The organism is Rhizobium sp. L43 (genome assembly GCF_002531725.1).
Classification (GTDB): Bacteria; Pseudomonadota; Alphaproteobacteria; order Rhizobiales; family Rhizobiaceae; genus Rhizobium.
Genome location: NZ_NWSQ01000005.1, coordinates 265,547 through 291,117, shown reverse-complemented (window position 1 = coordinate 291,117; position 25,571 = coordinate 265,547). Strand labels below are relative to the sequence as shown.

The following is a 25,571-nucleotide window of genomic DNA, read 5'->3' as shown; positions in this document are numbered from 1 at the left end:
TGAAAGTCAGGCCGCGGCAGCGGCCGTCAATTGCATGTCGAGATGCTTGCCATTGTGGCCGGTGATCGTGACCGGCACAAGTTCGCCGGGACGAAGGCCGGGCGCGGCAACCAGCGTGAAGTTTTCCGTATGCGCCAGGCCGTTGTTTTCAACAAGCAGCCATTGCCGGGTTCCGATCATGCCGTCGAGATGGGATTGATGCAGCCTATGTCCAGCGGCGCGCAGCCTTGCGGCGCGATCCTTGACCAGCGACCGGTCGAGCTGCGGCATGCGGGCGGCCGGCGTGCCGGGACGCGGGCTGTAGGGGAAAACATGCAGATGGGCGATACCAGCCTCTTCGGCCAGCCGCACGGCATTGTCGAACATCTCTTCGGTTTCGGTGGGAAAGCCGGCGATCATATCGGCGCCGAAGCTCATCTCGGGGCGAAGGCGGCGTGCCTCCTCGATGAAACGCAGCGCGTCGGCGCGCAAATGGCGGCGCTTCATCCGCTTCAGGATCATGTCGTCGCCATGCTGCAGCGACAGATGCAGATGCGGCATGAAGCGCGGCTCGGCGGCAATCAGATCCATCAGATGGGCATCGGCCTCGATACTGTCGATCGAGGAAAGCCTGAGGCGGCGGATATCGGGGAGCTGCTTCAGCAGCGTCTTCGCCAAAAGCCCGAGCGTCGGGGCGCCGGGCAGATCGCCGCCATAGCTGGTGGCGTCGACGCCGGTCAGGACGATCTCGCGGTAACCGCTGTCGACGAGCTTGCGGGCCTGGTCGACGACCGCCCCCATCGGCACGGAGCGGGAATTGCCGCGGCCATAGGGGATGATACAGAAGGTGCAGCGATGGTCGCAGCCGTTCTGCACCTGGATGAAGGCGCGCACATGGCCGTCGATATGCCTGACCATCTGCGGCGCCGTCGCCTTGACGCTCATAATGTCGTTGACGCGGAGCTTCTCTTCGGCCGAAACGCCGAAATCCGGCAGGCTGCGATAGGAGGCGCTGGTCAGCTTCTCCTCATTGCCGAGCACGGCATCGACCTCCGCCATTTCGGCAAAGGTCTGCTTTTCCGTCTGCGCGGCGCAGCCGGTGACGATGATGCGGGCATGCGGATTGTCGCGCCGCGCCCGGCGGATCGCCTGGCGTGCCTGGCGCACGGCCTCGCCGGTCACGGCACAGGTATTGACCAGGATGGCATTGTTGAGCCCGGCCTTTTCAGCCTGCGCCTTCATCACTTCGGATTCATATGTGTTGAGGCGGCAGCCGAAGGTAATGACCTCGACGCCGCTCACTGCGCCTCCGCCTCTCGGGTATCCTCGCGCGACCAGAGACCCGTCGACGGATCGAGCCTGCCCGACCATTCCCATTCGGCCGGGCCGGTCATGATGACATGGTCGTCGCGCTCGCGCCATTCGATGGAAAGTGTCGCCGGCGGCTTGGCGCTCGCCACATTGATCGTCACAGTGCGGCCGGTACGGCCGGTGCGCGCGGCGCTGACGGCGGCAGAACAGGCGGCCGAGCCGCAGGCAAGCGTCAGGCCCGCGCCGCGCTCCCAGGTCCGCGTCGTCAGCGATGTCGGCGAGGTCACCTGCGCCAGCGTGATATTGGCGCGCTCGGGAAACATCGGATGGTTTTCGAGCAGCGGTCCGAAGCGGGCGAGATCATAGGACATCACATCCCTGTCCACCCAGAAGATCGCATGCGGATTGCCCATCGACATTGCCGACGGCGAATGCAGCACCGGATTGTCGATCGGGCCGATCTGCAGTTCGATGCGGCTGGTGTCGTGGAATTCTTCCGCCAGCGGGATCCTGTCCCAATCAAAGACCGGCCGGCCCATATCGACAGAAATCGTCCCGTCGTCATGCTCGACGGCGTTGAGGATGCCGGCAACCGTCTGGAAGGTGAAGGCCTTTCGGCCGGTCTCGGCGGCAAGCGCCTGCACGACGCAGCGCGTGCCGTTGCCGCAGGCCTGCGCCTTCGAGCCATCGGAGTTCAAGATATCGATGAAGGCATCGGTGCCGTCGGCCTTCGGATCATGGATCGCCATGATCTGATCGAACTCGGTCTGCGGATCGGCATTGAGCGCGACCGCCGCCGCCGGCGTCACCTTATCCGGCCGGCCGCGCATGTCGACGACCAGGATCTTGTTGCCAAGCCCGTTCATCCTCGCGAATTCGACCGTTGCGCTCATGATATCATTCCGTCCGTCTTTCCGCTGTATATGGCGGAAATGCGAAGGAATTACCAGTGGGTGAGTACCGGGCAGGTTTGCCGCCGGCAACCCCTTTCGCGGCAGTTCGGCTTTTAACGCCGCGCACCGTCGGAATCGAAAGACGCCGCATGTGCTTCGACGATAGCGGCGGTGATGACCTTTCTCAGCTCGTAGACCAGCGAGCGGGACCGTTTGCGGTCCAGGTCCTGTGCCGCCTTGGCAAGGTTCAGGCCTTCGTTCAGGACAATATGGTGAGCCCGCGCCAGCGCCCAGCTCTCAATATCAGGATTTATCATTCAATATCTCCGCCGAATCATTCGGCATCAAGGATATTTACGAATCATTTTACAGGATGCACTTAAGTAGAAAGTAGAATCATAAGTGGAATATTTTGCAACTGGCCTATATCGCGAATTTGGACTGCCGGCCGAAATTTTAATCGCTCGCGCCAGGTCGCAGCGCTTCCGAAAAGCCCGCCACGCGGTCATTCCACGCATTCGCCTTGACTTTCCCACGGCTTTCCTGTTTATCGCGCCCAATCCGCGACGAGCCTGATGACTCCGAGCCGCCGACCGGGACTTTGAGATCCCGGAGGTCAACACCCGACAGCGCGATGCGCCCTCGGGTGCTTTTTGGCTTTGCGTCTTGTTTTCGTCAAGGAAAAGCACGACGTTTCCGGGCATATCGAACCCGCCCGAAACGTATCAAGGAAGAGCCGATGTTTGAAAACCTCCAGGACCGTCTTGGATCCATTCTGAATGGACTGACAGGCCGTGGCGCGCTTTCGGAAGCCGATGTTTCCGCAGCGCTGCGAGAGGTTCGTCGTGCGTTGCTGGAGGCCGACGTCGCGCTCGACGTCGTGCGTTCCTTTACCGACCGCGTGCGTGAAAAGGCCGTCGGCGCCGAGATCCTGAAGTCGATCAAGCCCGGCCAGATGGTCGTCAAGATCGTCCATGACGAACTGATCGAGATGCTGGGCGGCGAAGGTGTCGGCATCGACCTGCATGCGGCCGCCCCCGTTGTCGTCATGATGGTCGGCCTGCAGGGCTCCGGCAAGACGACGACGTCGGCCAAGATCGCCCATCGCCTGTCGACGCGCGACAAGAAGAAAGTGCTGATGGCGTCGCTCGACACGCGCCGTCCGGCGGCCCAGGAGCAGCTTCGTCAGCTCGGCGCGCAGGCCAGTATCGACACGCTGCCTGTTATCGCAGGCCAGTCGCCAACCGATATCGCCGCCCGCGCCGTGCAGGCGGCCAGACTCGGCGGCCATGACGTCGTCATCCTCGACACCGCCGGCCGCACCCATATCGACGAGCCCTTGATGGTCGAGATGGCCGACATCAAGAAGCGCTCGAACCCGCATGAAATCCTGCTGGTCGCCGACAGCCTGACCGGCCAGGACGCCGTCAATCTCGCCCGCAACTTCGACGAACGCGTCGGCATCACCGGTCTGGTGCTGACCCGCATGGATGGCGATGGCCGCGGCGGTGCCGCCCTTTCGATGCGCGCCGTCACCGGCAAGCCGATCAAGCTGATCGGTGTCGGCGAGAAGATGAGCGAGCTGGAGGAATTCCATCCCCGCCGCATCGCCGACCGCATTCTCGGCATGGGCGACATTGTCTCGCTCGTCGAGCGCGCCGCGGAGAACATCGACGCCGAGAAGGCGGCCGCCATGGCCGCCAAGATGGCCAAAGGCAAGTTCGATCTCGACGATCTCGCCGATCAGCTGCGCCAGATGCAGAAGATGGGCGGCATGGGCGGCATCATGGGCATGATGCCCGGCATGTCAGGCATGAAGGACAAGATGGCCGCGGCCGGCCTCGACGACAGGCTTTTCGGCCGCCAGATCGCCATCATCCAGTCGATGACCAAGGCCGAGCGTTCCAATCCCGACCTGCTCAAGCATTCGCGCAAGAAGCGCATCGCCGCCGGCTCCGGCACCGATGCCGCCGCCATCAACAAGCTTCTGAAGATGCACCGCCAGATGGCCGACATGATGAAGATGATGGGCGGCAAGGGCAAAGGCGGCATGATGAAGCAGATGATGGGCGGCCTTGCCGGCAAGATGGGGCTGGGGGGCCTCGGCGGCATGGGCGGCATGCCCGATCTCTCGAATATCGACCCGAAGCAGCTCGAAGCGCTGCAGAAGCAGGCGGAAGCCGCGGGTTTGGGAAAACCGGGTGGGGGTATGCCCGGTCTAGGCGGAGGCTTGCCGGGCGGATTGCCCGGTCTTGGTGGCGCAAAGCTGCCGGGCCTTGGTGGTGGTTTCCCGGGCCTGCCCGGATTGCCCAAGAAGAAGTGAAAGGATCGCCTGCCCCATGATTGATCCAGACGTCAAAGCCCAGCTTTCGAGCTACCGCCAGTCGATCGACAATATCGACGCGGCGCTCGTCCACATTCTGGCTGAACGCTTCCGCTGCACCAAAGAGGTCGGCGTGCTGAAGGCCAAGTACAAGTTGCCGCCGGCCGATCCGGCGCGCGAGGAATACCAGATCGCCCGTCTTCGTCAGCTTGCCGAAGATGCGCATCTGGATCCGGATTTCGCCGAGAAGTTCCTGAACTTCGTCATCAAGGAAGTCATCCGGCATCATGAGCAGATCGCTGCGGATCACGCTGAACAGAGCGCCGCAGCCCGATAGTCATTACCGCCCACGAAGCGGTCAAGAAAAGCCTAAGGAGTAAAGAACATGGCACTGAAAATTCGTCTCGCCCGCGGTGGCTCCAAGAAGCGTCCGTACTACCACGTCGTTCTCGCCGATGCGCGCAGCCCGCGTGACGGCCGCTTCCTCGAAAACCTCGGCTCCTGGAACCCGATGCTCGCCAAGGACGACGAGAAGCGCGTTCAGCTGAACGCCGAGCGCATCAAGCACTGGATCGAAAACGGCGCCCAGCCGACCGACCGCGTTCTGCGTTTCCTCGATGAAGCCGGCGTTGCCAAGCGCGAAGCCAAGAACAACCCTGAGAAGGCAAAGCCCGGCAAGCGCGCCCAGGAACGCGCCGCAGAAAAGGCTCAGAAGATCGCTGACGCCGCCGCTGCTGCTGCTGACGCCGCGGAATAATCGGGATAGTCCCTCGATCGAACGGGCGGCATGGCGACATGCCGCCCGTTTTCGTTTCCAATCCTGCGCACTTCGTTTATGAGAAACCTGTCTTTCGGCTTCACATGAAGGAACCCATGACAAAGCTTGAAAACCCCGTTCTGATGGCAACGATCGGCGGTGCGCAAGGCCTCCGGGGAGAGGTGCGCGCCAAGGCCTACACGGCCGATCCCGGCGCCCTTGGCGACTACGGCCACCTGCACAGCATGGACGGCCGCAGCTTCGAAGTCCTCGAAATCCGCGAGACCAAGAATGTCGTCGTCGTCCGCTTCCGCGGCGTCAACGACCGCAATGCCGCCGAGGCGCTGAACGGCCTGGAACTCTATATCGAGCGCGATAACCTGCCGGACGAGGAGCTGGAGGACGACGAGTTCTACTACGCCGATCTCGAGGGGCTCGAAGCACTTGACGACAAGGGCGTCAGCTACGGCACGGTCACCGGCGTCTTCGATTTCGGCGCCGGCGATTTGCTGGAACTCAAGGGTCCGGGCAAGCGCCCGGTGCTGATCCCCTTCTCCGAAGCCTCGGTGCTGGAGATCGACCTCGAGGCCGGCACGCTGCTGATCGATCCGCTGGCGGCGGGACTGGTCGACGATCCCGAAGAGCTTTCGAAATTCACCGCAGACAAGCCGAAAAAGAAGAAGTGATGGCCTTCCGGGCGAGCGTGCTGACACTTTATCCGGAAATGTTTCCGGGACATCTGGGCTTCTCGCTCGCCGGCAAGGCGATGGAGCGTGGGCAATGGTCGCTGGACGCGGTGCAGATCCGCGATTTCGCCACCGACAAGCACCGCACCGTCGACGACACCCCGGCCGGCGGTGGCGCCGGCATGGTGCTGAAACCAGACGTTCTCGCCCGCGCCATCGACAGTTCCTCGGAAAACGATACCCGTCCGCGGCTGCTGATGAGCCCGCGCGGCCGGCCGCTGACACAGGAACGCGTGCGCGAGCTTGCGTCCGGCGACGGCGTCATCATCGTCTGCGGCCGCTTCGAGGGCGTCGACCAGCGGGTGATCGAGGCGCGTGGACTGGAAGAGGTCTCGATCGGCGACTATGTGCTGTCCGGCGGCGAGCCGGCCGCCCTGATCCTGCTCGATGCGATCATCCGCATCCTGCCCGGTGTCATGGGCAACGATCTTTCCGGCCTGCACGAAAGCTTCGAAGGCGGGCTGCTGGAACATCCCCATTACACCAGGCCGCAGGCGTGGGAAGGCCGGGAAATCCCCTCCATCCTGACGTCGGGCAACCACGGCGCCATCGACAAATGGCGGCACGAAGAGGCGGTGCGGCTGACGCGGGAGCGGCGGCCGGACCTCTTCGAAAGGGCTAAGGCCGAGAAAAGCGGCTGATTCCACCCTCTCCTTCACAAAAATGTCGTGCGAGGGATGACAAGCCCCGGTCTTTCGTGTATTGGCGCACGCGGAAATGGGGTTATCCCCGTCTGCCAGCAAACAAAGAATGGCGAACCCGCTCCCGCCCTGAAGGGCAAAGTCCTGAGGCCAGTTCCGAAGGATCAGTGTCGAGCGCTCTGGCTGTTTCAGAAGAACCAAAGGTTAAGACGATGAACATCATTCAGCAGCTTGAGGCCGAACAGGCCGCCAAGATCGAAGCCAAGCGTACGCTTCCCGAATTTTCCCCGGGCGACACCGTCCGCGTCAACGTGAAGGTCACGGAAGGCAACCGTACCCGCGTTCAGGCCTATGAAGGCGTCTGCATCGCCCGCTCCGGCGGCGGCCTGCAGGAAAACTTCACGGTCCGCAAGATCTCTTACGGCGAAGGCGTCGAGCGCGTATTCCCGGTTTACTCGCCGATGATCGAAAGCGTCGACGTCGTTCGCCGCGGTAAGGTCCGTCGCGCCAAGCTCTATTACCTCCGCGACCGTCGCGGCAAGTCTGCCCGTATCGTTGAAGACACCGGCGTCCGCGCCCGCAAGCTCAACGACGCCGAGCGCGCCGCCATTGCCGAGGAAAAGGCACGCATCGAAGCCGAAAAGGTCGCAGCCGCTCAGGCGCTCGCCGCCGAGAAGGCAGCAGCAGAAGCTGCGGAAGCCAAGGCCGCGGCTGAAAAGGCCGCCGCAGAAGCAGCAGCCGCTGCAGCGGAACCGGCAGCAGAATAAGATCTGCGCCACGCAAAATTCTTTGCTTGAAGCAAAATTCTTCGCTTGCAGCAAAATTCTTTGCTTGGAAAGGCGGCCTTCGGGTCGCCTTTTCTATTTTTTGCTTGGTCACGCAGCCGGCGGCCTTGCCTCGGGCCTATCTTCCGTGACAATTTTGCCGTTCAATTTTTGGGAACCATTCAATGTTGTTTCGTCGTACCGTTCTAGCGAGCCTCGCCGCCCTTGCTCTTGCACCCCTGGCCGCATCGGCCGCCGAACTGCCGGATCTCGGCGGCAAGAGCGTCGTCGTCGTCACCGAAAATGCTTACCCGCCGCTGCAATTCGTCGACCCGAAATCCGGCAAGGCGATCGGCTGGGAATATGATGCGATGAACGAGATCGCCAAGCGGCTGAATTTCAAGGTCGAATATCAGAACACCAGCTGGGACGCGATGATCCAGGCGGTTTCCGACGGCCAGTACAATATCGGCATGACCGGCATCACCATCAAGGAAGACCGCAAGCAGAAGGTGGATTTCTCCGACCCCTATTTGCGCTCACAGCAGTTCATGCTGGTGCGCGGCGACGAGAAGCGCTTCACCGACGCCAAGTCCTTCGGCGAATTCAAAGACGGCCTGATCGGCGCCCAGCCCGGCACCTCGCCTTTTTATACCGCCGTCTATGAAATCCTCGACGGCAACGAGCAGAACCCACGTATCAAGCTTTTCGAAACCTTCGGCGCAACCGTGCAGGCTCTGAAGACAGGCGACGTCGATCTCGTCCTCACCGACAGCGTCGCTGCCAAGGGCTATGTCGATTCCTCGAACGGCGCATTGAAGGTGGTCGGTGAGCCGCTCGGCACCGAGGATTTCGGCTTCATCTTCCCGAAGGGCTCCGATCTCGTCGCTCCCGTCAATGCCGCCATCGCCGCGCTGAAGGCCGACGGCACCTTCGATGCGCTGAACAAGAAGTGGTTCCTCGACTACAAGATGGGCGAATAATCCCCGAGCGATCGCAGATGGCACTGCCACCATCCCCGCGACACGAGAAGGACGACCGTCCCTGGTGGCTGGTCGTCCTTGCCCTGATCGGCATCGTCCTCGCTGCCGTCATCATCACCAACGGCATTTACACACAGGTCTTCCGGACCGTGGTCAATGGCGCCGGCATTACCGTGTTCGTCACACTCGTCGCCTTTATATTGGCAACAGCGCTGGGTCTCGGTATCGCGCTGCTCGGTCTGGCGGATAGCATCGTGCTGCGCCAGATCGCCCGTTTCTACATCGAGATCATCCGCGGCATCCCGATGCTGGTGCTGCTCTTTTATGTCGCCTTTGTCGGCGCGCCGGGTTTTGTTGCAGCCTATAACTTCGCCATCACGCCCTTGGTGAAGGCAGGCATTGCCGAGCCGATCCTCGTGCGGGACCTGTCGCTGATGTGGCGCGCCATCTTCGCCTTGATGATCGGCTATTCCTCCTTCATCGCCGAAATCTTCCGTGCCGGCTTCCAGTCGGTCGATATCGGCCAGATCGAGGCGGCCAAGTCGCTCGGCCTGTCGCGCTACCGCCGCTTCCGGCTCGTCGTCTTTCCGCAGGCGATCCGGGTCATCTTCCCGCCGCTCTCCAACGACTTCGTCTCGATGGTGAAGGATTCGTCGCTCGTCTCCGTTCTCGGCGTCGCCGACATCACGCAGATGGGCAAGGTCTATGCCTCCGGCTCCTTCCGCTTCTTCGAAACCTATTCTATCGTCACCTATATCTACCTGCTCCTGACGATCGGCCTGTCGCTTTTCCTGCGGCGGATCGAGAAGAAGATGAAGCAGATGCCGCGGCGCTAAAGCAATTCCAGGAAAAGTGCGCAGCGGTTTTCCCAGGCAAAGCGCGAAGCGCTTTTGCCGGGAATTGCGTAAAAATAAAAACCTAGAGCGGTTCTCCGATTCCATGAAAAGCTGAACCGCTCTAGCCGCCTCACGATTCGAATTGCCGTTTCGATCAAAAATCGCTATATCCAGCGCCATGGAATCCAAGTTCAGATGCACAGGCGCGCATATTTTCGTGCTGCAGGACCATTATCGCCTGCCGGCGCGGTTTTTTGCCTGCGTGTCCGGTGCGCTCAACAGCCGACTTCGTTGATCGAATGACGGCCGCGGAGCCTGATCCGCATTCTCGATTTTCCAAAGCTTCCAAAAAACGGACTTAACGCCATGAGCGCACCGCGTACCCTCTACGACAAGATCTGGGACGATCATCTGGTCGACGAACAGGCAGACGGCACCTGTCTTCTCTACATCGACCGCCATCTGGTCCATGAAGTCACCTCGCCGCAGGCGTTCGAAGGCCTGCGCATGACCGGCCGCAAGGTTCGCGCGCCGGAAAAGACGCTCGCCGTCGTCGACCACAACGTTCCGACCTCGCCCGACCGTCATCTCGGCATCAAGAACGAGGAAAGCCGCATCCAGGTGGAGGCGCTCGCCACCAACGCCGCTGAATTCGGCGTCGAATATTATTCGGCAAGCGACAAGCGCCAGGGCATCGTTCACATCGTCGGTCCGGAACAGGGCTTCACCCTGCCCGGCATGACCATCGTCTGCGGTGACAGCCACACCTCGACGCACGGCGCCTTCGGGGCTCTGGCGCATGGCATCGGCACCTCCGAGGTCGAGCATGTTCTGGCGACCCAGACGCTGATCCAGAAGAAGGCAAAGAACATGCTGGTGCGTGTCGACGGCCTGCTTCCGCCGCACGTCACCGCCAAGGACATCATCCTCGCCATCATCGGCGAGATCGGCACCGCTGGCGGCACCGGCCACGTCATCGAATTTGCCGGCGAAGCCATCCGCGCGCTGTCGATGGAAGGCCGCATGACCATCTGCAACATGACGATCGAAGGCGGCGCCCGCGCCGGCCTGATCGCCCCTGATGAAAAGACCTTCGAATACATCAAGGGCAAGCCCCGCGCGCCGAAGGGCGAGGCGCTGGAACAGGCGATCGCTTATTGGAAGACGCTGCAGACCGACGAAGGCGCTCATTATGACCGCATCGTCGTGCTCGATGCCGCCAGCCTGCCGCCGATCGTCTCCTGGGGCTCTTCGCCCGAGGACGTCATCTCCGTCCAGGGCATTGTGCCGAACCCCGACGATATTCAGGACGAGACCAAGCGCACCTCCAAGTGGCGCGCGCTCGACTATATGGGCCTGAAGCCGGGCACCAAGATGACCGACATCACGCTTGACCGCGTCTTCATCGGCTCCTGCACCAACGGCCGCATCGAGGATCTGCGCGAAGTCGCCAAGGTCGTCGAAGGCAAGACGGTGGCCGCCACCGTCGACGCGATGATCGTTCCGGGCTCCGGCCTCGTCAAGGAACAGGCGGAAGCCGAAGGCCTCGACAAGATCTTCAAGGCCGCCGGCTTCGACTGGCGCGAGCCGGGCTGCTCCATGTGTCTTGCGATGAACGACGACCGCCTGAAGCCGGGCGAACGCTGCGCTTCGACCTCGAACCGCAATTTCGAAGGCCGCCAGGGCTTCAAAGGCCGCACGCATCTCGTCTCGCCGGCAATGGCGGCAGCTGCCGCGATCGCCGGTCACTTCGTCGATATCCGCGAGTGGAACTGATCTGTCATCCGACAGAAATGAGTGAAAGCCGCCCGATGCGCTCCGGATGCATCGGGCGGTTTCGTATTTCATGGCGCCTCTGCTTCGCTCGCCGACAGTTATGATTGAGCGGATGAGCCCGTTTGTGCGTGGCCCTCTTTCCGATTTCATCCTTTCGGGCAATCGACATCCGGCAACGCATGTGGCCTCATTGATATAGAGCGCGATACGCGACTGATACCGTTCAGGCTCCGGCGAACACCGCGCCATCGGGGTACTGGCCATGAGGCGGAAAATAGTACGGAGCTTGCTGCAAGCCAGCCTGATCGTGTTTGCATCGCAGGCATCGATCGCCGCCGCGCCGATCCATCCGACGATACCGCCGGTCATGGCCTCTTCCGGCCTGCTGCACCAGATCGCGCAAAGCAAGATACCCTATCTCAACGGATATCGGGGCTATAGCAGCCCCCGCTCCGGCTATATCAAGAGCTCGAACGGCTATTGGTATCCGGCGCGCGCCTTCAACGATTATTATACCGGCTCGATCGGACGGCCGCAGCGCCTGAACGATAGCTGCGACCACGGTTTTGCGCCGACCAACGGATCCTCGAACTGCAATTATTGACGGGAAGGCCGCACTCCTCCTTTAAACAACCGCCGCCCCGGATGATCTCTCCTCCGGGGCGGCCGCTGATCGGCATGAGCGCAACGACGGTCAGAAGGTTGCCGTCAGCGGGTCCGGCCCCATGCGGGCGCCGGCGCTGTCGAGCATGGCGATCGCCGCCATGTCGTCGGCATCGAGCTTGAAGTCGAACACCTGGAAATTCTCCTCGATACGCGACGGCGTCACCGACTTCGGAATGACGACGAGGCCGGTGTCGATGTGCCAGCGGATGATGACCTGGGCCGGCGTCTTCCGGTGTTTGCCCGCAATCTCACCGATGACGGCATTGGTGATGAACTTGCCCTGGCCGAGCGGGCTCCAGGATTCGGTGACGATACCGAGCTTCTTGTGGGCTTCCTGCGCCGCCTTCTGCTGGAAATCGGGATGCAGCTCGATCTGATTGATGACGGGAACGACGCCGGTCTCGCCGATGATCCGCTCCAGATGCTCGGGATTGAAATTCGACACGCCGATCGAGCGGGCGCGGCCCTCTTCGCGGATGCGCACGAAGGCCTTCCAGGTCTCGGTATAAAGGCCGCGATGCGGCGACGGCCAGTGAACGAGATAGAGGTCGACATAGTCGGAGCCGAGCTTCTTCAGGCTGCCGTCGAAGGCGCGCAGCGCATTGTCGTAGCCCTGGTCGGTATTCCTGAGCTTGGTGGTGACGAAGATATCCTTGCGGTCGAGGCCGGAGGAGCGGATGCCTTCGCCGACGCCCTCTTCGTTGTCGTAACCGGACGCCGTATCGATGTGGCGGTAGCCGGCGGCGATCGCCGTGCGCACGGTGGGAGCGGCGATCTCCTGCGGCGTCTGCCAGACACCGAGGCCGACCTGGGGAATGGAATGTCCGTCATGGAAAGTGATGATGGGTTGAGCGGTCACAATATATCTCCGGAAGTTTGAAGAATTGGACGAGGCAATGAATTGCGCCCACGCATGCGCGGACGTCCCGGAACGCTTTTCAGCCGGAGCGTTCGGTCACGGAAAGCATATAGGCAGCCGCCTCCACAAAACAATCAGAGCACCCGGACAATTGTGCCCTTCCGAAGATGCGGCAGCAGGCGGCGCATGTCGCGCAGACTCACCGCGACACAGCCGGCCGTCGGCTCGTAGCCCGGCCGGATCAGATGGAAGAAGATCGCCGAGCCGCGATAACGCGCACGCGAGGAGATATTCCAGTCCATCACCAGGCAGATATCGTAGAGCCCGTCGCTGCGCCGCATCTCCTCATGGCTTGCGCCGCATGGCGCCCTGACGAGGCGGTTGTAGCTGGCATTGTCAGGCTGATCACACCAGAGCATGTCGGCGCGGATACGGCGGATGGGAAGAGACGTGGCGAGCCGGCCGTTCCGCTCGCCGCGCCGGAAACCGGAGAGTAGCCTCATCGAGGCGATCGGCGTGGCGCCGTCGCCCTCGCGTTTGATCACGGTGCGGCCGGACCGGCCGATCGCCGCAGGCACGGTGATCGCGCCGAGCCGGACGATCGCCCGGCTCTTCTTTCCCGGCGCAGGCCGCACGACGATCGTCGACGGCTTCATCCCCGGCGCCCGCCTTGTTTTTTCCATTTTTCTCGCATGTCTTGGATTGTCTGGGACTCCAATTGAAATCATATGAAAACCTGCGCGGCAACAGTCCGCCGCCCGATCCTTGCCAAACCAGGAATTTGGCGTAGGACTAGGGAACTTAACATGAGGACGCAACGGCATGACCGCACGCACCATTCTTCTGGTGGATGACGACGACGACCTTCGTCAGACCCTGACGGAGCAATTGTCGCTGTATGAGGAGTTTTCGGTTCTGCAGGAAGCCAACGCCGGCAAGGGTGTTGCGACCGCCCGCTCGACACCCGTCGATCTGCTGATCATGGATGTCGGCCTGCCCGATATGGACGGCCGCGAAGCGGTGAAGCTGCTGCGCAAGGGCGGCTTCAAGGCGCCGATCATCATGCTGACCGGCCACGATACCGATTCGGACACGATCCTCGGCCTCGAAGCCGGCGCCAACGACTATGTCACCAAACCCTTCCGCTTCGCCGTGCTGCTCGCGCGCATCCGTGTGCAGCTGCGCCAACACGAGCAGAGCGAAGACGCGACCTTTACCGTCGGCCCCTACCTCTTCAAGCCGAGCCAGAAGCTGCTCACCACCGACAACGGCCAGAAGATCCGGCTGACGGAAAAGGAAGCGGCGATCATCCGTTATCTCTACCGTGCCGAGCAGAAAGTCGTCACCCGCGACGTGCTTCTCGAAGAAGTCTGGGGCTATAACTCAGGCGTGACGACGCATACGCTGGAAACCCACGTCTACCGGCTGCGCCAGAAGATCGAGCGCGATCCCTCCAATGCCGAAATCCTCGTGACGGAAAACGGCGGCTACAAGATCATACCCTAGAGCATTTCCGTTTTTCTCCAAATCACGGAGATGTTCTATCTCTTTGTTTTCACGCAATTTCGGACACAAAATCGCGACGCGGTTTTGCTGGAATTGCTTTAAGGCGAAAAGCCCGCATGGCGCTGACCGACGACATCCACCTGCTCGCCCAGCTTCCTCTGTTCAAGGACATGAACGAGGATCAGCTGCGCTTGATCGCCTTCGGCGCCGACCGGCGCATGATCGCTGCCGGCCAGATGCTGTTTCGCCAGGGCTCACCCGCCGAGAGCGCCTATGTCATCCTCAGCGGCAGCCTGGAGTTGAGCGCAATGAGCAGCGACGGCATGCAGAAGACGGAGGGGGTCGCCGGTCCCGGAACGCTGGTTTCCGAGCTGGCGCTGGTCACGCTGGTGGAGCGCAAATTCACGGCCATCGCGCGCGAGGACACCAGCATCATCCGCATCACCCGCGCCCTCTTCCACCGGCTGATCGAGGAATATCCGGACGCCGCCCGGCTGATCGAGAACCGCATCCGCGACAATCTCGCCGAACTTGCGGCAAAGGCCGCAAGCCAGTTCTACCGCTTCAGCTGAGCCGCATTAGAGCGCTGCATCAGAAATCGAAATGCGCCGTCACCGGCACATGGTCGGAGGGTCGATCCCAGCCGCGCGCCTCCTTGAGGATTTCGATGCGCTTGAGGTGCGGCCCGAGATCCGATGACGACCAGATATGGTCGAGACGGCGGCCGCGATCGGCAGCTTCCCAGTCCTTGGCGCGATAGCTCCACCAGGTAAAGAGCTTTTCGCTTTCCGGCACATGCTGGCGCATCAGATCGTGCCAGCCGCCGCGCTTCATCACCTCGAGCAGCCCGTCGGTCTCGACGGGCGTATGGCTGACGATCTTCAGGAGCTGCTTGTGCGACCAGACATCATGCTCCAGCGGCGCGATGTTCAGGTCGCCGACGAGGATCGCCGAGGTATTCGCCTCGCCATTGGCTTTCAGCTGCTTCATCTCCTCGATGAAATCGAGCTTGTGGCCGAATTTCGGATTGATCGTACGATCCGGCTCGTCGCCGCCGGCCGGAACGTAGAAATTATGCAGCCGGATACGACGATTGCCGCGCTCGACGATCGCCGAGATGTGGCGGGCATCGCCGACCCCGCAATAATCCTGCCGGTGATCCTCCGTCAGCGGAAGGCGCGAGGCAATCGCCACGCCGTGATAGCCTTTCTGGCCGTGGATGATGATGTGATCGTAGCCCATCGCCCGCAGCGGCGCTGCCGGAAACAGCTCGTTCGGCACCTTGGTTTCCTGCAGGCAGAGAATATCGGGCCTGTGCTTGAGAACGAGCTGCTCGACGATCGGCATGCGCAGCCGCACCGAATTGATGTTCCAGGTGGTGATCGAAAAACTCATGCCCGACGCCCTTTCACGCTCTCATGAAAGGGCTTTAAAACAAAGGTGGGCGCGAGGGAACCGGGCGCGTGCGAAAGCGGTCTGCGATCAACCGAAAAGGTCAGTCGCGCGACTGAGGCGTCCCCGGAATGGTCTCATAGGGCACGCGGAACACGCGATCGTCGAACTGCACGCCCGTCTTGACGTTGAAGATCATCACCGACGTGTCCTTGCCCTGATTGTCGGTGATCGTCCACTGACGCAGGTCGTAGGTCTTCGGGTCGAACATCATGGTGATGGTCGAGTTGCCGAACACCGTATTGTTGCCGAGCGCGATCGTCGTCAGGTCCGACTCTTCCTTCACGCCCTTCACCATGCCAGCCGACAGGTCGATATGCTGCGCCAGCAGCAGGCTGAGCGGCGTCTTGGAGAGCGGATAGAGATCCCAGGTTTTCAGCTTGGTATTGCCGATGGCGACGTTTTTACCATCGGCGATCACCCGCATCGGCGACGGGTCGTCATAGTTGAAGCGCAGCTTGCCGGGGCGCTGGATGAAGAACTTGCCGCCGGTCTGTTCACCGCGCGGACCGAACTGCACGAATTCGCCCTGCATCGTCGTGACGCCGGAAAAATGATCGGCGATCGCCTGCGCGGTGCCGGAGGCAGGGGCTGCCGCCTGTGCGTAAGCACCGAGAGGAATGGCGCTCGCCATCGCAGCGACGGCAAAGGCGCCGAGCAGATCGCGGCGCGTCATCGCCAGGCCGGAGAGGAAGGTATCGGAGTGACTCATCTAAATCTCCTTTATGCGATCTGCATGCTGCCGAAAGGCGGCGTCTTCAAGGCGTTACGATCGGCCTCGCGACAAGTAACGGCTTCGATGCCGTCAGGTTTCCGCAAAAGCGGCCCTATCGGAAATATATGCCGATTATTTCAGCGGTCGAGGATGTCGCCTTCGGTGGGAACGAGAATTTCGCGTTTGCCGGCATGGTTGGCCGGCCCGATGATGCCTTCCTTCTCCATCCGCTCGATCAGCGAGGCGGCCCGGTTGTAGCCGATGCCGAGCCGACGCTGGACGTAGGAGGTCGAGGCCTTGCCGTCACGCAGCACGATGGCGACGGCCTGATCGTAAGGATCTTCCGAATCCGAAAGGTTTGATGTGCCGGCCGGACCGCCCCCACCGCCGCCGGCGTAATCGCCATCCTCGTCGTCATCGGCGGTGATCGCATCGAGATATTGCGGCGAGCCCTGGGTCTTGAGATAGGAGACGATCTCTTCCACCTCGACATCCGAAACGAACGGACCGTGGACGCGCTGGATACGCCCACCACCCGCCATGTAGAGCATGTCGCCCATGCCGAGCAGCTGTTCGGCGCCCTGTTCGCCGAGAATGGTGCGGCTGTCGATCTTCGAGGTCACCTGGAAGGAAATGCGGGTCGGGAAGTTCGCCTTGATCGTGCCGGTGATGACATCGACCGACGGACGCTGGGTTGCCATGATCACGTGGATGCCGGCGGCACGCGCCATCTGCGCCAGACGCTGCACGGCGCCTTCGATATCCTTGCCGGCGACCATCATCAGGTCAGCCATCTCGTCGATGATGACGACGATATAGGGCATCGGCCTGAGGTCGAATTCCTCGGTCTCGTACATCGCCTCGCCGGTATGGCGATCGAAGCCGGTCTGCACCGTGCGCGAGATCGCCTCGCCTTTCGACAAGGCCTGCTCGACGCGGCTGTTGAAGCCGTCAATGTTGCGCACGCCGATCTTCGACATCTTCTTGTAGCGCTCTTCCATCTCGCGCACCGTCCATTTGAGCGCGACGACCGCCTTCTTCGGATCGGTAACGACAGGCGAAAGCAGATGCGGGATGCCGTCATAGACGGAGAGTTCGAGCATCTTCGGGTCGATCATGATCAGCCGGCACTGTTCCGGCGTCATACGATAGAGCAGCGACAGGATCATCGTGTTGATGGCGACCGATTTGCCCGAACCGGTGGTGCCGGCAACGAGCAGATGCGGCATCTTGGCGAGGTCGGCGATGACGGCTTCGCCGCCGATCGTCTTGCCGAGCGCCATGGCGAGCTTCGCCTTGCTGCCTTCGAAATCCCGGGAGGCGATGAGTTCGCGGAGATAGACGGTCTCGCGCGTCTGGTTCGGCAATTCGATGCCGATCGCGTTGCGGCCGGGCACCACGGCGACGCGGGCGGCAATGGCGCTCATCGAGCGGGCGATATCGTCGGCAAGGCCGATGACGCGCGACGACTTGATGCCGGGGGCCGGCTCCAGTTCGTAAAGCGTGACGACGGGGCCGGGGCGGACATGGATGATCTCGCCCTTGACGCCGAAATCTTCAAGCACGCCTTCGAGCATGCGGGCGTTCTGCTCCAGCGCATCGGCCGAGAGCGTGGAGTCGCGCACGACATTCTTCGGTTCGGCGAGCAGATGCATCGAGGGAAGCTGGAAACCCTCGGGACGGATGAACGAGCCCTGCGCCTCCCGCTCGATGCGGGCGCTGGGCTTCGGACGCGCCACCACGGGAACGACGCGCGGTTCCGGCTTGCCGGCGGCCTTGGCCGGCGCGCGGATCATCCAGTCGTCGTCATCATCGTCGGGCAGGATATCGGCCGGGCGCGGCGGCATGTCGGCATCGAAGGGCAGATCGTCGTCGTCATCGTCGTCATCGACGGAAAGCGACGGCGCGGAGACGATGCGCCGCGGTGACGCCGCCCTTGCTCCCATCGACGGCTCCATCGACGGCTCCATGCGCTCGCCGCGGACGGTCGGCGCCTTGGCGCGCACCGGTTCGTTCAGCGTGCCGAACTCGTCATCGTTGAAATCATAGGGTGATTCGAAATCGCCCTGGCGGCGCTTGCGCGGCCCCATGCCGAAGAGCCGGCGCAGCCGGCCCTGGCTCATGTACCAGGCATGCGTCATCGCACCGCTGAGAGCGACCCAGCGCGACTCGTCGTCCTCGTCCTCGTCGCCGACGACGCGGGCCTTGCTTGTTGTGCCGGCGTAATCGTCCTCGGTCTCTTCCTCGGCCTCGCTGCGGCCGACGAGGCCCGACGCAAAGAGCATCATCCAGGCGGTGGGTGCTGCAAAAATGCAGCCGACGACCATGGCGAAGGTGCCGGTGGGATAGGCGCCGACGAAGAGTGCGGGAAAACGCAGGATCATATCGCCGACGACGCCGCCGATGCCGTTCGGGATCGGCCAGGTGAGCGGCGGCGGAAAGCAGCCGATGACGGCGCAGGAAAGCACCGTGCCGGCAAGCCAGGCGCCGGCACGGGCGGGGATACGGCTGAAGCGGCGGCCCGAGATCAGCGTCAGCGCCCAGGCGACGATCGGCAGCATCGAAACGACGCTGGCAAGGCCGAGGAACTGCATGACGATATCGGCAAAGGCAGCCCCGCTGTAGCCGAGAATATTCGTCGGCAGGTTGGCGGTGGCATAGGAATAGCTCGGATCCGCGACGTTCCATGTCGCCAGCGCCGCGACGCAGAGTGCCAGCAGCAGAAAGATCGCAAAGCCGATGAGCGCCTGGATCTGCCGCAGCATGAATGCCGAGAAGGAGAACCGATCCGGACGGCCATCCATCGCCGGCGACGTGCTTCTTGCCATGTGTCTAACCCGTCCAATGCCTGAGGGCATGCGAATCACCGAAGCTTCGCCATGCCAAAATGCGTCCGCTCTACCTAATCAGAGCCGGGTTAAAGCGATGTTAACCATGCACGCCTGGACGGGCATTCCGGGCAGGGAAATGAAAAAAGGCCCGAACCTTGGAAGGTCCGGGCCAAATGCGGTCTATGGCAGCTTTTCCGGGTCTAACCCGGAAAAGCTCTAGATAGGCCGCGACGGGCCATAAAGCGGCGCCCTTCTGCCGGGCGCCGCAAACCCTGTGATCAGGAAGAGTGGTAGGCAGCTTCGCCGTGGGTCGAAAGGTCGAGACCTTCGCGCTCGGCTTCGACGGTGACGCGCAGGCCGATGACGACGTCGACGATCTTGTAGAGGATCGCCGAGCCGATGCCCGACCACAGGAGCGTCGTCAGCACGCCCTTGGCCTGGGCCAGCACCTGGGTTGCCGTGCCGGCATAGGAGGCAGCGAAATCGGCCGTGGAATAATCGACGATGCCTGCACCGCCGAGCGCCGGATTGACGAGGATACCGGTGCCGAGAGCACCGATGATGCCGCCGACGCAATGAACGCCGAAGACGTCAAGGCTGTCGTCGTAGTTGAACTTGTTCTTCACGACGTCGACGAAGAAGTAGCAGACCGGCGAGACGATGAGGCCGAGAACGATCGAGCCCATCGGGCCGGCAAAGCCTGCCGCCGGGGTGATGGCGACGAGACCGGCAACCGCACCGGAAGCGCCACCAAGCATCGAAGCCTTGCCGCGGGTGAGGCTTTCGACGATGCACCAGGACACGGCGGCGGCAGCCGTCGCGACGAAGGTGTTGATAAAGGCAAGCGAGGCATAGCCATTGGCTTCGAGGTTGGAGCCGGCATTGAAGCCGAACCAGCCGACCCAGAGGAGCGAGGCGCCGACCATGGTCAGCGTCATCGAATGCGGAGCCATGATTTCCTTCTTATAACCGGTGCGCTTGCCGAGCATGATGGCGCCGACGAGGCCCGCGATACCGGCATTGATGTGAACGACCGTGCCGCCGGCGAAATCAATTGCGCCGTAGGAGAAGATCAGGCCGGCCGGCGAGGTGTAGGAGCTCGGGCCGCCCCAGAACCAGACCATGTGCGCCATCGGGAAGTAGATGAAGGTGACCCAGAGCACGACGAAGAGCATGACGGCCGAGAACTTGACGCGTTCGGCGAACGCGCCGACGATCAGGCCGGGGGTGATGCAGGCGAAGGTCATCTGGAACACGATGAAGGTGTATTCCGGAATGGCGACGCCCTTCGAGAAGGTTTCAGCGAGCGACGACGTGTTGACGCCGGCGAGGAACGCCTTGGAGAAGCCGCCGACGAAGCTGTTCAGCGAGCCGCCGTCGGTGAAGGCGAGCGAATAGCCGTAGGTCACCCAGAGCAGCGCCACGACGGCGGTGATCATGAAGACCTGCATCAGCACCGAGAGCATGTTCTTGGCACGGACCAGGCCGCCGTAGAACAGCGCAAGGCCGGGGATGGTCATCAAAAGGACGAGCGCCGAGGAGACGAGCATCCAGGCATTGTCACCCTTGTCCATGGTGAAGGCAGGAGCAGCAGCGGCAGCGGCTGGCGCTGCTTCTTGCGCGAAAGCGACAGCCGGCGCCACAAGCGCGGCGGTTGCTGCGCAAATCAGCGCAAAGCTGGAAGAAAACTTCGAAATTGACATTGGAAAGAGCTCCTTGATCTGCCGCTTACAGCGCTTCTGAATCGGTTTCGCCCGTACGGATGCGCACGGCATGGTCGATCGAATAGACGAAAATCTTGCCGTCGCCGATCTGACCGGTTTTGGCCGATGCCGCGATGGCCTCGACCGCCCTGTCGACGAGTTCCGATGCAACGGCGATTTCGATCTTGAGCTTCGGCAGGAAGCTGACCGCATATTCGGTGCCGCGATAGATTTCGGTGTGCCCCTTCTGGCGGCCATAGCCCTTCACTTCGGTCACGGTCAGCCCCTGAATGCCGATCGCCGTAAGAGCTTCGCGGACCTCATCGAGCTTGAACGGCTTGATAATAGCCATCACAATTTTCATCTGGTTTCCCATCCTTCGTTATCCTCGGCACGGAGCCGACTCTCCTTGCCGCTGACGTTCCTGAACAGCGACCGGCGATATACATTCAAAGGGCGTGCCAGATTCGTGACTGGATATAACTTATTGAAAAGTAACACTTATATGAAGTGACGCCAATAAACAGGCAAATGAACGACCAATAAGCGCACAAATAATGCGCAAATTTTCAAAGATGCACATTATTTATTCATTTGCCTTTTTCCGAATCAAACCCTCCTGCGCGACAGAGGCGATCAGCTCACCCGATCGGGTAAAGAGACTGCCCCGGGTCAGCCCTCTGGCGCCCGAAGCCGACGGGCTGTCCTGCGTATAGAGCAACCAGTCGTCGAGCTTGCAGGGCCTGTGGAACCACATGGAATGATCGAGGCTCGCCACCTGCAGGCTCTGGTCGAAGATCGACGTGCCGTGTGCATAGAGCGAGGTATCGAGCAGCGTCATGTCAGAGAGATAGGCAAGCACTGCGGCCTGATAGAGCCGGTCGTCGGGAACCGGGCCGGTGGCGCGCACCCAGACGTCCTGCTTGGGGTCGAGTTTCCTGTCGGAAAAATAATGCGTCAGCGAGACGGGACGAATCTCGATCGGCCGCTCGCGCTGCCAGTATTTTCGGATCGCCTCCGGCGCATGCGTGAGATATTGCTCCTTGATCTGCTGTTCGCCGAGCAGCGCCTCCGGCATCTGGACTTCGGGCATGGCGATCTGGTGGTCGAAGCCCGGCTCCTCGACCTGGAAGGAGGCCGATAGCGCGAAGATCGCCCTGCCATGCTGGATGGCGACGACACGCCGCGTGTTGAAGCTCGATCCGTCCCGGATCCGCTCCGCCTGATAGATGATCGGCACCGAGGGATCGCCGGGGCGCATGAAATAGGCATGCAACGAATGCACGAAACGCTCGCCCTCGATGGTGCGCTGCGCCGCCATCAGCGCCTGGCCGATTACCTGGCCGCCGAAGACCCGCTGCCAGCCGGCCTGCGGGCTGCGCCCACGGAAGATATCGACCTCGATCGGCTCCAGGTCGAGCGTCGAAAGCAGCGTCTCCATCGCCGAAGGCCCTGATGTCTCGCGCGTCATTTTGTATGCCTCCCGACGGTAGGAAGTGAAGTTGCGATGATCTATATAGATCACATCTGAGGCACAAGGTACGGGAGCGGCGCGATGCTTGATATGCTGGTTGTGGGCGGGGGCTATGTCGGCCTTTCCGCTGCCGTCGCGGTCAAACAGGCAGCACCGCATCTGAATGTCTTGGTCGTCGAGGCGGCGCCCGAGCATGTCTGGAAAAACGATACGCGCGCTTCCGCCGTCATCGCCGCGGCGGCGAAAATGCTCGAGGTCTTCGGCATCTGGAACGAGATCGAGCCGGAAGCCCAGCCGATCACCAAAATGATCGTCACCGACTCCAAGACCTCCGATCCGGTGCGCCCGGTGTTTCTGACCTTCGACGGCGAAGTGGCCGAGGGCCGGCCCTTCGCCCACATGATCCCGAATGTTGTGATGGTCGCAGCGCTGCGCGGCGTCTGCGAGCGGCTCGGCATCGACATCCGCCACGGGCTCGGCGCCACCGAACTGAAGACCCAGGACACCCATGTCACCGTCACGCTATCGGACGGCAGCACGCTGGAGAGCCGGCTGCTGGTTGCCTGCGACGGCGTGCGCTCGACGCTGCGCGATCTCGCCGGCATCAAGACCGTCACCTGGGACTACGGCCAGTCCGGCATCGTTGCAACGGTCGAACACGAGCGGCCGCATGACGGCTGCGCCGAGGAGCATTTCCTGCCGGCCGGCCCTTTTGCCATCCTGCCGCTCAAGAACAACCGCTCCTCGCTGGTCTGGACCGAGCGGACGCATGATGCCGATCGGCTGGTCGCCGCCGACGATCTGGTCTTCGAGGAAGAGCTCGAACGCCGCTTCGGCCACAAGCTCGGCGCACTGAAGGTCATCGGCGACAAGCGCGCCTTCCCGCTCGGCCTAACGCTGGCCCGCGCCTTCGTTGCGCCGCGTTTTGCCCTGGCCGGCGACGCCGCCCACGGCATTCACCCGATTTCCGGGCAGGGCCTCAATCTCGGCTTCAAGGATGTGGCGGCACTCGCCGAAACGATTGTCGAGGCCGATCGCCTCGGCCTCGATATCGGCTCGATCAACATTCTCGAGCGTTACCAGACCTGGCGGCGCTTCGACACGTTCCGCATGGGCATGACGACCGACGTGCTGAACCGGCTGTTTTCCAACGACGCGACGCCGATCCGCATCGCCCGAGACGTTGGCCTCGGCATCGTCGACCGGCTGCCGCGCCTCAAATCCTTCTTCATCGGCCAGGCGGCCGGAACGACGGCCAAGGACAATCCGCGGCTGCTGGCCGGCCAGACGATTTAAGGACGGGAGTGAGAGACGCTATTCGTCGAGGCGGCGGGCTTCGGACACCAGCATGATCGGAATACCGTCACGGATCGGATAGGCGAGCTGCGCCTTTTCCGAAACGAGTTCATTGTGTTCGCGATCATAGGAAAGCCGCCCCTTGGAGAGCGGGCAGACCAGGAGTTCGAGCAGTTTCGGATCGACGCGGCTGAGTTTTTCGTCCATGGCCGAACCCTACTGCAGAACCGTGTCGGAGTCACCGAAGACCCGCGCCAGCACGATCTCGGTAATGGCGATCAGCGTCTCGGCCCGCGTCTTCAAATCGGGCGCCTCGAGCAGCGCCTGTTTTTCAGCCGGCCCGAACGGCGACATCATCGCCAGCGAATTAACGAGCGTCAGATTGCTCGCCCGCTCGACACTCTCCCAGTCGGCTTCCAGCTTGTTGGCATCGAGATAGGCTTTGAAGGCGGTGAGAAGGGCTGCGCGGTCGACCGCCTCCTCCTCGTTCGCGGCCGAGAGATCGGCGATGAACGGGGCGATCCGGAAGGTGCGGAAGGGACCGCTGGTCGCCTTCTCCTCCAAGAGCCGGAAGCGGCAGACGCCGGTCAGCGAGACGATATAGCGCCCGTCGCCGGTCTCGGCGAAGGAGGTGATGCGGCCAAGGCAGCCCACCGCGGCAAGGTGGGGTTCGCCGCCCTTGTCCTCGTGTTCGCCGAGCGCCGGCTGCACCATGCCGATCAGCCGGTTTCCGGTCAGCGCCGCATCCAGCATCGCCAGATAACGCGGCTCGAAAATATTGAGCGGAAGCTGCCCCGCCGGCAGAAGCAGGGCACCGGTCAGGGGGAAGACAGCGATCGTATCAGGCAGATCGCCCGGCTTCAGGTATCTGGCATTACCGACTTGCATGAAACCGTCCCGCATTCTTGTAAACGGGCATGCCCGTTCTGACGAGAATGTGGTGCCCCCACCGGAAAACGCAAGGGCAGATCTCCTAAACTTAGGAGAACAGCATCGCCGAAAGCTTGCGCCGGGCGGAAACCGTCGCCGGATCCTTGAAGCCCCAGACCTCGAAGAACTGCAGCAGCTGGCGGCGGGCGCCGTCATCGTCGAAGGCGCGGTCCTTGCGCATGATCAGCAGCAGGTGCTCGGCCGCTTCGTCGCGCCGGCCTTCGACATTGAGGATCTTGGCAAGCTTCAGCCGCGCCTCATGGTCGTCGGGATTGGCAGCCAGGTCGCGTTCGAGCGCCACGGGATCGCCGAGCTTGCGCGCTTCCTCGATCTGTTCGAGCTTTTTCAGCACCGCCTGGATTCCGGCGTCTTTCGAAAGCTCTTCCGGCAGCTCGCTCAGCACCTGGCGCGCCCGCTCATGCTGGTTTGCGGCGATCATGCATTCGGCCATGCCGGCCAGCGCCTTGGCGTTCTCGGGATCGGCCTGCATCACCGCGCCGTAGAGCTGGGCGGCCTCGTTGATATTGCCGGCGGCCAGCAATTCTGCCGCTTCGGTCAGCACGGCTTCGATCTCGGCCGCTTCGTCGGCGCCGGCCGGTCCGGCGATACGGTCGATGAACTGGCTGATCTGGCTTTCCGGCACCGCGCCCATGAAGCCGTCGGCGGGGCGGCCGTTGACGAAGGCGATGACGGCGGGAATCGACTGGATGCCGAGCTGGCCGGCAATCGAGGGATGGTCATCGATGTTCATCTTGACCAGCCTGACACGGCCCTTGGCTTCGTTGACCACTTTTTCCAGGACCGGCGTCAGCTGTTTGCACGGGCCGCACCAGGGTGCCCAGAAATCGACCAGCACCGGCTGCTTGCGTGATTCCTCGATGACGTCCCTGCCGAAATTCGCGGTCGTCGTGTCCGTGATGTAGCTGCCGGCCGCAGTCGCGGGTGCCGGTGCCGGTGCTGCGCCGAAGCTTGTCGTCGCCGTCATCTGATTTCCGAAGGAACCGTTATAGGGGTTGTCGCTGCCGCTCATAGGTGTCTCCCGCCGCGCCGATCCTGCCGGCGTCTTTGCTAAAGCATGTCGCGCAAAAGTGTAGCGGTTTTGCGATAAAGACATGCACAAAACCAAAGGC

27 protein-coding genes are annotated in these 25,571 nt (G+C 62.1%); 13 read left to right on the top strand and 14 right to left on the bottom strand.

What is annotated here, in order from left to right; all coding sequences use genetic code 11:
• Positions 1-6 precede the first annotated feature (6 nt).
• The 3 genes from mtaB to CO667_RS08440 all read right to left on the bottom strand — a co-directional run bounded on the left by mtaB (position 7) and on the right by CO667_RS08440 (position 2,500).
• Positions 7-1,281, bottom strand: coding sequence for a tRNA (N(6)-L-threonylcarbamoyladenosine(37)-C(2))-methylthiotransferase MtaB (gene mtaB, locus CO667_RS08450; RefSeq protein ID WP_097617939.1), 1,275 nt, complete (start codon positions 1,279-1,281; stop codon positions 7-9).
• Positions 1,278-2,183, bottom strand: a complete 906-nt coding sequence (gene dapF / locus CO667_RS08445) for a diaminopimelate epimerase (protein WP_097617938.1) — start codon at positions 2,181-2,183, stop codon at positions 1,278-1,280. Before dapF ends, mtaB begins: the two co-directional genes overlap by 4 nt.
• A 113-nt stretch (positions 2,184-2,296) precedes the next feature.
• Positions 2,297-2,500 (bottom strand): hypothetical protein, encoded by a 204-nt coding sequence (locus CO667_RS08440; RefSeq protein WP_097617937.1) that lies wholly within the window; start codon positions 2,498-2,500, stop codon positions 2,297-2,299.
• Between the two features lie 422 nt (positions 2,501-2,922).
• Here CO667_RS08440 and ffh point away from each other — a divergent pair, with 422 nt between their 5' ends.
• The 10 genes from ffh to CO667_RS08380 all read left to right on the top strand — a co-directional run bounded on the left by ffh (position 2,923) and on the right by CO667_RS08380 (position 11,613).
• Positions 2,923-4,506, top strand: a complete 1,584-nt coding sequence (gene ffh, locus CO667_RS08430) for a signal recognition particle protein (protein WP_097617936.1) — start codon at positions 2,923-2,925, stop codon at positions 4,504-4,506.
• A gap of 16 nt (positions 4,507-4,522) precedes the next feature.
• Positions 4,523-4,843, top strand: coding sequence for a chorismate mutase (locus CO667_RS08425; RefSeq protein WP_037101839.1), 321 nt, complete (start codon positions 4,523-4,525; stop codon positions 4,841-4,843).
• Between the two features lie 48 nt (positions 4,844-4,891).
• Positions 4,892-5,263 (top strand): 30S ribosomal protein S16, encoded by a 372-nt coding sequence (rpsP, locus tag CO667_RS08420; protein WP_085738669.1) that lies wholly within the window; start codon positions 4,892-4,894, stop codon positions 5,261-5,263.
• Positions 5,264-5,379: 116 nt separating this feature from the next.
• Positions 5,380-5,949: a ribosome maturation factor RimM gene (gene rimM / locus CO667_RS08415; RefSeq protein WP_097618103.1), complete on the top strand. Its 570-nt coding sequence runs from the start codon at positions 5,380-5,382 to the stop codon at positions 5,947-5,949.
• Positions 5,949-6,650 (top strand): tRNA (guanosine(37)-N1)-methyltransferase TrmD, encoded by a 702-nt coding sequence (trmD, locus tag CO667_RS08410; RefSeq protein WP_097617935.1) that lies wholly within the window; start codon positions 5,949-5,951, stop codon positions 6,648-6,650. The genes rimM and trmD overlap by 1 nt, the downstream gene beginning before the upstream one ends.
• Positions 6,651-6,862: 212 nt before the next feature.
• Positions 6,863-7,417, top strand: a complete 555-nt coding sequence (gene rplS, locus CO667_RS08405; RefSeq protein WP_028758031.1) for a 50S ribosomal protein L19 — start codon at positions 6,863-6,865, stop codon at positions 7,415-7,417.
• Positions 7,418-7,599: 182 nt separating this feature from the next.
• On the top strand, positions 7,600-8,397 hold the full coding sequence (locus tag CO667_RS08400) for a basic amino acid ABC transporter substrate-binding protein (protein ID WP_097617934.1): 798 nt from the start codon (positions 7,600-7,602) through the stop codon (positions 8,395-8,397).
• 17 nt (positions 8,398-8,414) lie between these two features.
• Positions 8,415-9,233 carry an amino acid ABC transporter permease gene (locus tag CO667_RS08395; RefSeq protein WP_097617933.1) on the top strand — a complete coding sequence of 273 codons (819 nt, stop codon included), beginning with the start codon at positions 8,415-8,417 and terminating at the stop codon, positions 9,231-9,233.
• A gap of 366 nt (positions 9,234-9,599) precedes the next feature.
• The gene (leuC, locus tag CO667_RS08385; RefSeq protein ID WP_097617932.1) at positions 9,600-11,009 is read left to right on the top strand and encodes a 3-isopropylmalate dehydratase large subunit; all 1,410 of its coding nucleotides are present in this window, start codon (positions 9,600-9,602) and stop codon (positions 11,007-11,009) included.
• 262 nt (positions 11,010-11,271) lie between these two features.
• Complete coding sequence (locus tag CO667_RS08380; RefSeq protein WP_097617931.1) at positions 11,272-11,613, top strand: cell surface protein; 342 nt, start codon at positions 11,272-11,274, stop codon at positions 11,611-11,613.
• 90 nt (positions 11,614-11,703) lie between these two features.
• Here the strand turns inward: CO667_RS08380 and CO667_RS08375 are convergent, their stop codons facing one another.
• Both CO667_RS08375 and CO667_RS08370 read right to left on the bottom strand, forming a co-directional pair.
• Positions 11,704-12,534, bottom strand: coding sequence for an aldo/keto reductase (locus CO667_RS08375; protein ID WP_097617930.1), 831 nt, complete (start codon positions 12,532-12,534; stop codon positions 11,704-11,706).
• Positions 12,535-12,668: 134 nt separating this feature from the next.
• Positions 12,669-13,190: a L,D-transpeptidase family protein gene (locus CO667_RS08370; RefSeq protein ID WP_097617929.1), complete on the bottom strand. Its 522-nt coding sequence runs from the start codon at positions 13,188-13,190 to the stop codon at positions 12,669-12,671.
• Positions 13,191-13,356: 166 nt separating this feature from the next.
• Here CO667_RS08370 and CO667_RS08365 point away from each other — a divergent pair, with 166 nt between their 5' ends.
• Positions 13,357-14,040 (top strand): response regulator transcription factor, encoded by a 684-nt coding sequence (locus tag CO667_RS08365; protein WP_003582964.1) that lies wholly within the window; start codon positions 13,357-13,359, stop codon positions 14,038-14,040.
• A 116-nt stretch (positions 14,041-14,156) separates the two neighbouring features.
• Complete coding sequence (locus CO667_RS08360; RefSeq protein ID WP_097617928.1) at positions 14,157-14,612, top strand: cyclic nucleotide-binding domain-containing protein; 456 nt, start codon at positions 14,157-14,159, stop codon at positions 14,610-14,612.
• A 19-nt stretch (positions 14,613-14,631) separates the two neighbouring features.
• Here CO667_RS08360 and CO667_RS08355 read toward each other — a convergent pair whose 3' ends face one another.
• The 6 genes from CO667_RS08355 to tesB form a co-directional block, all read right to left on the bottom strand.
• Positions 14,632-15,435 (bottom strand): exodeoxyribonuclease III, encoded by an 804-nt coding sequence (locus tag CO667_RS08355; protein ID WP_097617927.1) that lies wholly within the window; start codon positions 15,433-15,435, stop codon positions 14,632-14,634.
• Between the two features lie 100 nt (positions 15,436-15,535).
• Complete coding sequence (locus CO667_RS08350; protein ID WP_097617926.1) at positions 15,536-16,204, bottom strand: outer membrane lipoprotein carrier protein LolA; 669 nt, start codon at positions 16,202-16,204, stop codon at positions 15,536-15,538.
• Positions 16,205-16,344: 140 nt separating this feature from the next.
• A complete protein-coding gene (locus CO667_RS08345; protein WP_097617925.1) occupies positions 16,345-19,035 on the bottom strand; it encodes a DNA translocase FtsK in 2,691 nt (896 codons plus the stop codon).
• A gap of 281 nt (positions 19,036-19,316) precedes the next feature.
• On the bottom strand, positions 19,317-20,741 hold the full coding sequence (locus tag CO667_RS08340) for an ammonium transporter (RefSeq protein ID WP_097617924.1): 1,425 nt from the start codon (positions 20,739-20,741) through the stop codon (positions 19,317-19,319).
• Positions 20,742-20,766: 25 nt separating this feature from the next.
• Positions 20,767-21,117, bottom strand: a complete 351-nt coding sequence (locus tag CO667_RS08335; RefSeq protein ID WP_003543684.1) for a P-II family nitrogen regulator — start codon at positions 21,115-21,117, stop codon at positions 20,767-20,769.
• Between the two features lie 210 nt (positions 21,118-21,327).
• Complete coding sequence (gene tesB, locus CO667_RS08330) at positions 21,328-22,212, bottom strand: acyl-CoA thioesterase II (protein WP_097617923.1); 885 nt, start codon at positions 22,210-22,212, stop codon at positions 21,328-21,330.
• Positions 22,213-22,296: 84 nt separating this feature from the next.
• Here tesB and CO667_RS08325 point away from each other — a divergent pair, with 84 nt between their 5' ends.
• Positions 22,297-23,511, top strand: coding sequence for a ubiquinone biosynthesis hydroxylase (locus tag CO667_RS08325; protein ID WP_097617922.1), 1,215 nt, complete (start codon positions 22,297-22,299; stop codon positions 23,509-23,511).
• Between the two features lie 18 nt (positions 23,512-23,529).
• Here CO667_RS08325 and CO667_RS08320 read toward each other — a convergent pair whose 3' ends face one another.
• The 3 genes from CO667_RS08320 to trxA form a co-directional block, all read right to left on the bottom strand.
• Positions 23,530-23,718 (bottom strand): Trm112 family protein, encoded by a 189-nt coding sequence (locus CO667_RS08320; protein WP_003567459.1) that lies wholly within the window; start codon positions 23,716-23,718, stop codon positions 23,530-23,532.
• A 9-nt stretch (positions 23,719-23,727) separates the two neighbouring features.
• Positions 23,728-24,414, bottom strand: coding sequence for an LON peptidase substrate-binding domain-containing protein (locus CO667_RS08315; RefSeq protein ID WP_179874094.1), 687 nt, complete (start codon positions 24,412-24,414; stop codon positions 23,728-23,730).
• Positions 24,415-24,490: 76 nt separating this feature from the next.
• A complete protein-coding gene (gene trxA, locus CO667_RS08310; protein ID WP_097617921.1) occupies positions 24,491-25,471 on the bottom strand; it encodes a thioredoxin in 981 nt (326 codons plus the stop codon).
• Between the last annotated feature and the right edge of the window lie 100 nt (positions 25,472-25,571).

What these genes read in the sequence shown, in the direction of transcription:
- dapF (WP_097617938.1), bottom strand. Translation starts at nt 2,183, where the DNA reads ATGAGCGCAACGGTCGAATTCGCGAGGATGAACGGGCTTGGCAACAAG.
- CO667_RS08440 (WP_097617937.1), bottom strand. Translation starts at nt 2,500, where the DNA reads ATGATAAATCCTGATATTGAGAGCTGGGCGCTGGCGCGGGCTCACCAT.
- ffh (WP_097617936.1), top strand. Translation starts at nt 2,923, where the DNA reads ATGTTTGAAAACCTCCAGGACCGTCTTGGATCCATTCTGAATGGACTG.
- CO667_RS08425 (WP_037101839.1), top strand. Translation starts at nt 4,523, where the DNA reads ATGATTGATCCAGACGTCAAAGCCCAGCTTTCGAGCTACCGCCAGTCG.
- rpsP (WP_085738669.1), top strand. Translation starts at nt 4,892, where the DNA reads ATGGCACTGAAAATTCGTCTCGCCCGCGGTGGCTCCAAGAAGCGTCCG.
- rimM (WP_097618103.1), top strand. Translation starts at nt 5,380, where the DNA reads ATGACAAAGCTTGAAAACCCCGTTCTGATGGCAACGATCGGCGGTGCG.
- trmD (WP_097617935.1), top strand. Translation starts at nt 5,949, where the DNA reads ATGGCCTTCCGGGCGAGCGTGCTGACACTTTATCCGGAAATGTTTCCG.
- rplS (WP_028758031.1), top strand. Translation starts at nt 6,863, where the DNA reads ATGAACATCATTCAGCAGCTTGAGGCCGAACAGGCCGCCAAGATCGAA.
- CO667_RS08400 (WP_097617934.1), top strand. Translation starts at nt 7,600, where the DNA reads ATGTTGTTTCGTCGTACCGTTCTAGCGAGCCTCGCCGCCCTTGCTCTT.
- CO667_RS08395 (WP_097617933.1), top strand. Translation starts at nt 8,415, where the DNA reads ATGGCACTGCCACCATCCCCGCGACACGAGAAGGACGACCGTCCCTGG.
- leuC (WP_097617932.1), top strand. Translation starts at nt 9,600, where the DNA reads ATGAGCGCACCGCGTACCCTCTACGACAAGATCTGGGACGATCATCTG.
- CO667_RS08380 (WP_097617931.1), top strand. Translation starts at nt 11,272, where the DNA reads ATGAGGCGGAAAATAGTACGGAGCTTGCTGCAAGCCAGCCTGATCGTG.
- CO667_RS08370 (WP_097617929.1), bottom strand. Translation starts at nt 13,190, where the DNA reads ATGAAGCCGTCGACGATCGTCGTGCGGCCTGCGCCGGGAAAGAAGAGC.
- CO667_RS08365 (WP_003582964.1), top strand. Translation starts at nt 13,357, where the DNA reads ATGACCGCACGCACCATTCTTCTGGTGGATGACGACGACGACCTTCGT.
- CO667_RS08360 (WP_097617928.1), top strand. Translation starts at nt 14,157, where the DNA reads ATGGCGCTGACCGACGACATCCACCTGCTCGCCCAGCTTCCTCTGTTC.
- CO667_RS08355 (WP_097617927.1), bottom strand. Translation starts at nt 15,435, where the DNA reads ATGAGTTTTTCGATCACCACCTGGAACATCAATTCGGTGCGGCTGCGC.
- CO667_RS08350 (WP_097617926.1), bottom strand. Translation starts at nt 16,204, where the DNA reads ATGAGTCACTCCGATACCTTCCTCTCCGGCCTGGCGATGACGCGCCGC.
- CO667_RS08345 (WP_097617925.1), bottom strand. Translation starts at nt 19,035, where the DNA reads ATGGCAAGAAGCACGTCGCCGGCGATGGATGGCCGTCCGGATCGGTTC.
- CO667_RS08340 (WP_097617924.1), bottom strand. Translation starts at nt 20,741, where the DNA reads ATGTCAATTTCGAAGTTTTCTTCCAGCTTTGCGCTGATTTGCGCAGCA.
- CO667_RS08335 (WP_003543684.1), bottom strand. Translation starts at nt 21,117, where the DNA reads ATGGGAAACCAGATGAAAATTGTGATGGCTATTATCAAGCCGTTCAAG.
- tesB (WP_097617923.1), bottom strand. Translation starts at nt 22,212, where the DNA reads ATGACGCGCGAGACATCAGGGCCTTCGGCGATGGAGACGCTGCTTTCG.
- CO667_RS08325 (WP_097617922.1), top strand. Translation starts at nt 22,297, where the DNA reads ATGCTTGATATGCTGGTTGTGGGCGGGGGCTATGTCGGCCTTTCCGCT.
- CO667_RS08320 (WP_003567459.1), bottom strand. Translation starts at nt 23,718, where the DNA reads ATGGACGAAAAACTCAGCCGCGTCGATCCGAAACTGCTCGAACTCCTG.
- CO667_RS08315 (WP_179874094.1), bottom strand. Translation starts at nt 24,414, where the DNA reads ATGCGGGACGGTTTCATGCAAGTCGGTAATGCCAGATACCTGAAGCCG.
- trxA (WP_097617921.1), bottom strand. Translation starts at nt 25,471, where the DNA reads ATGAGCGGCAGCGACAACCCCTATAACGGTTCCTTCGGAAATCAGATG.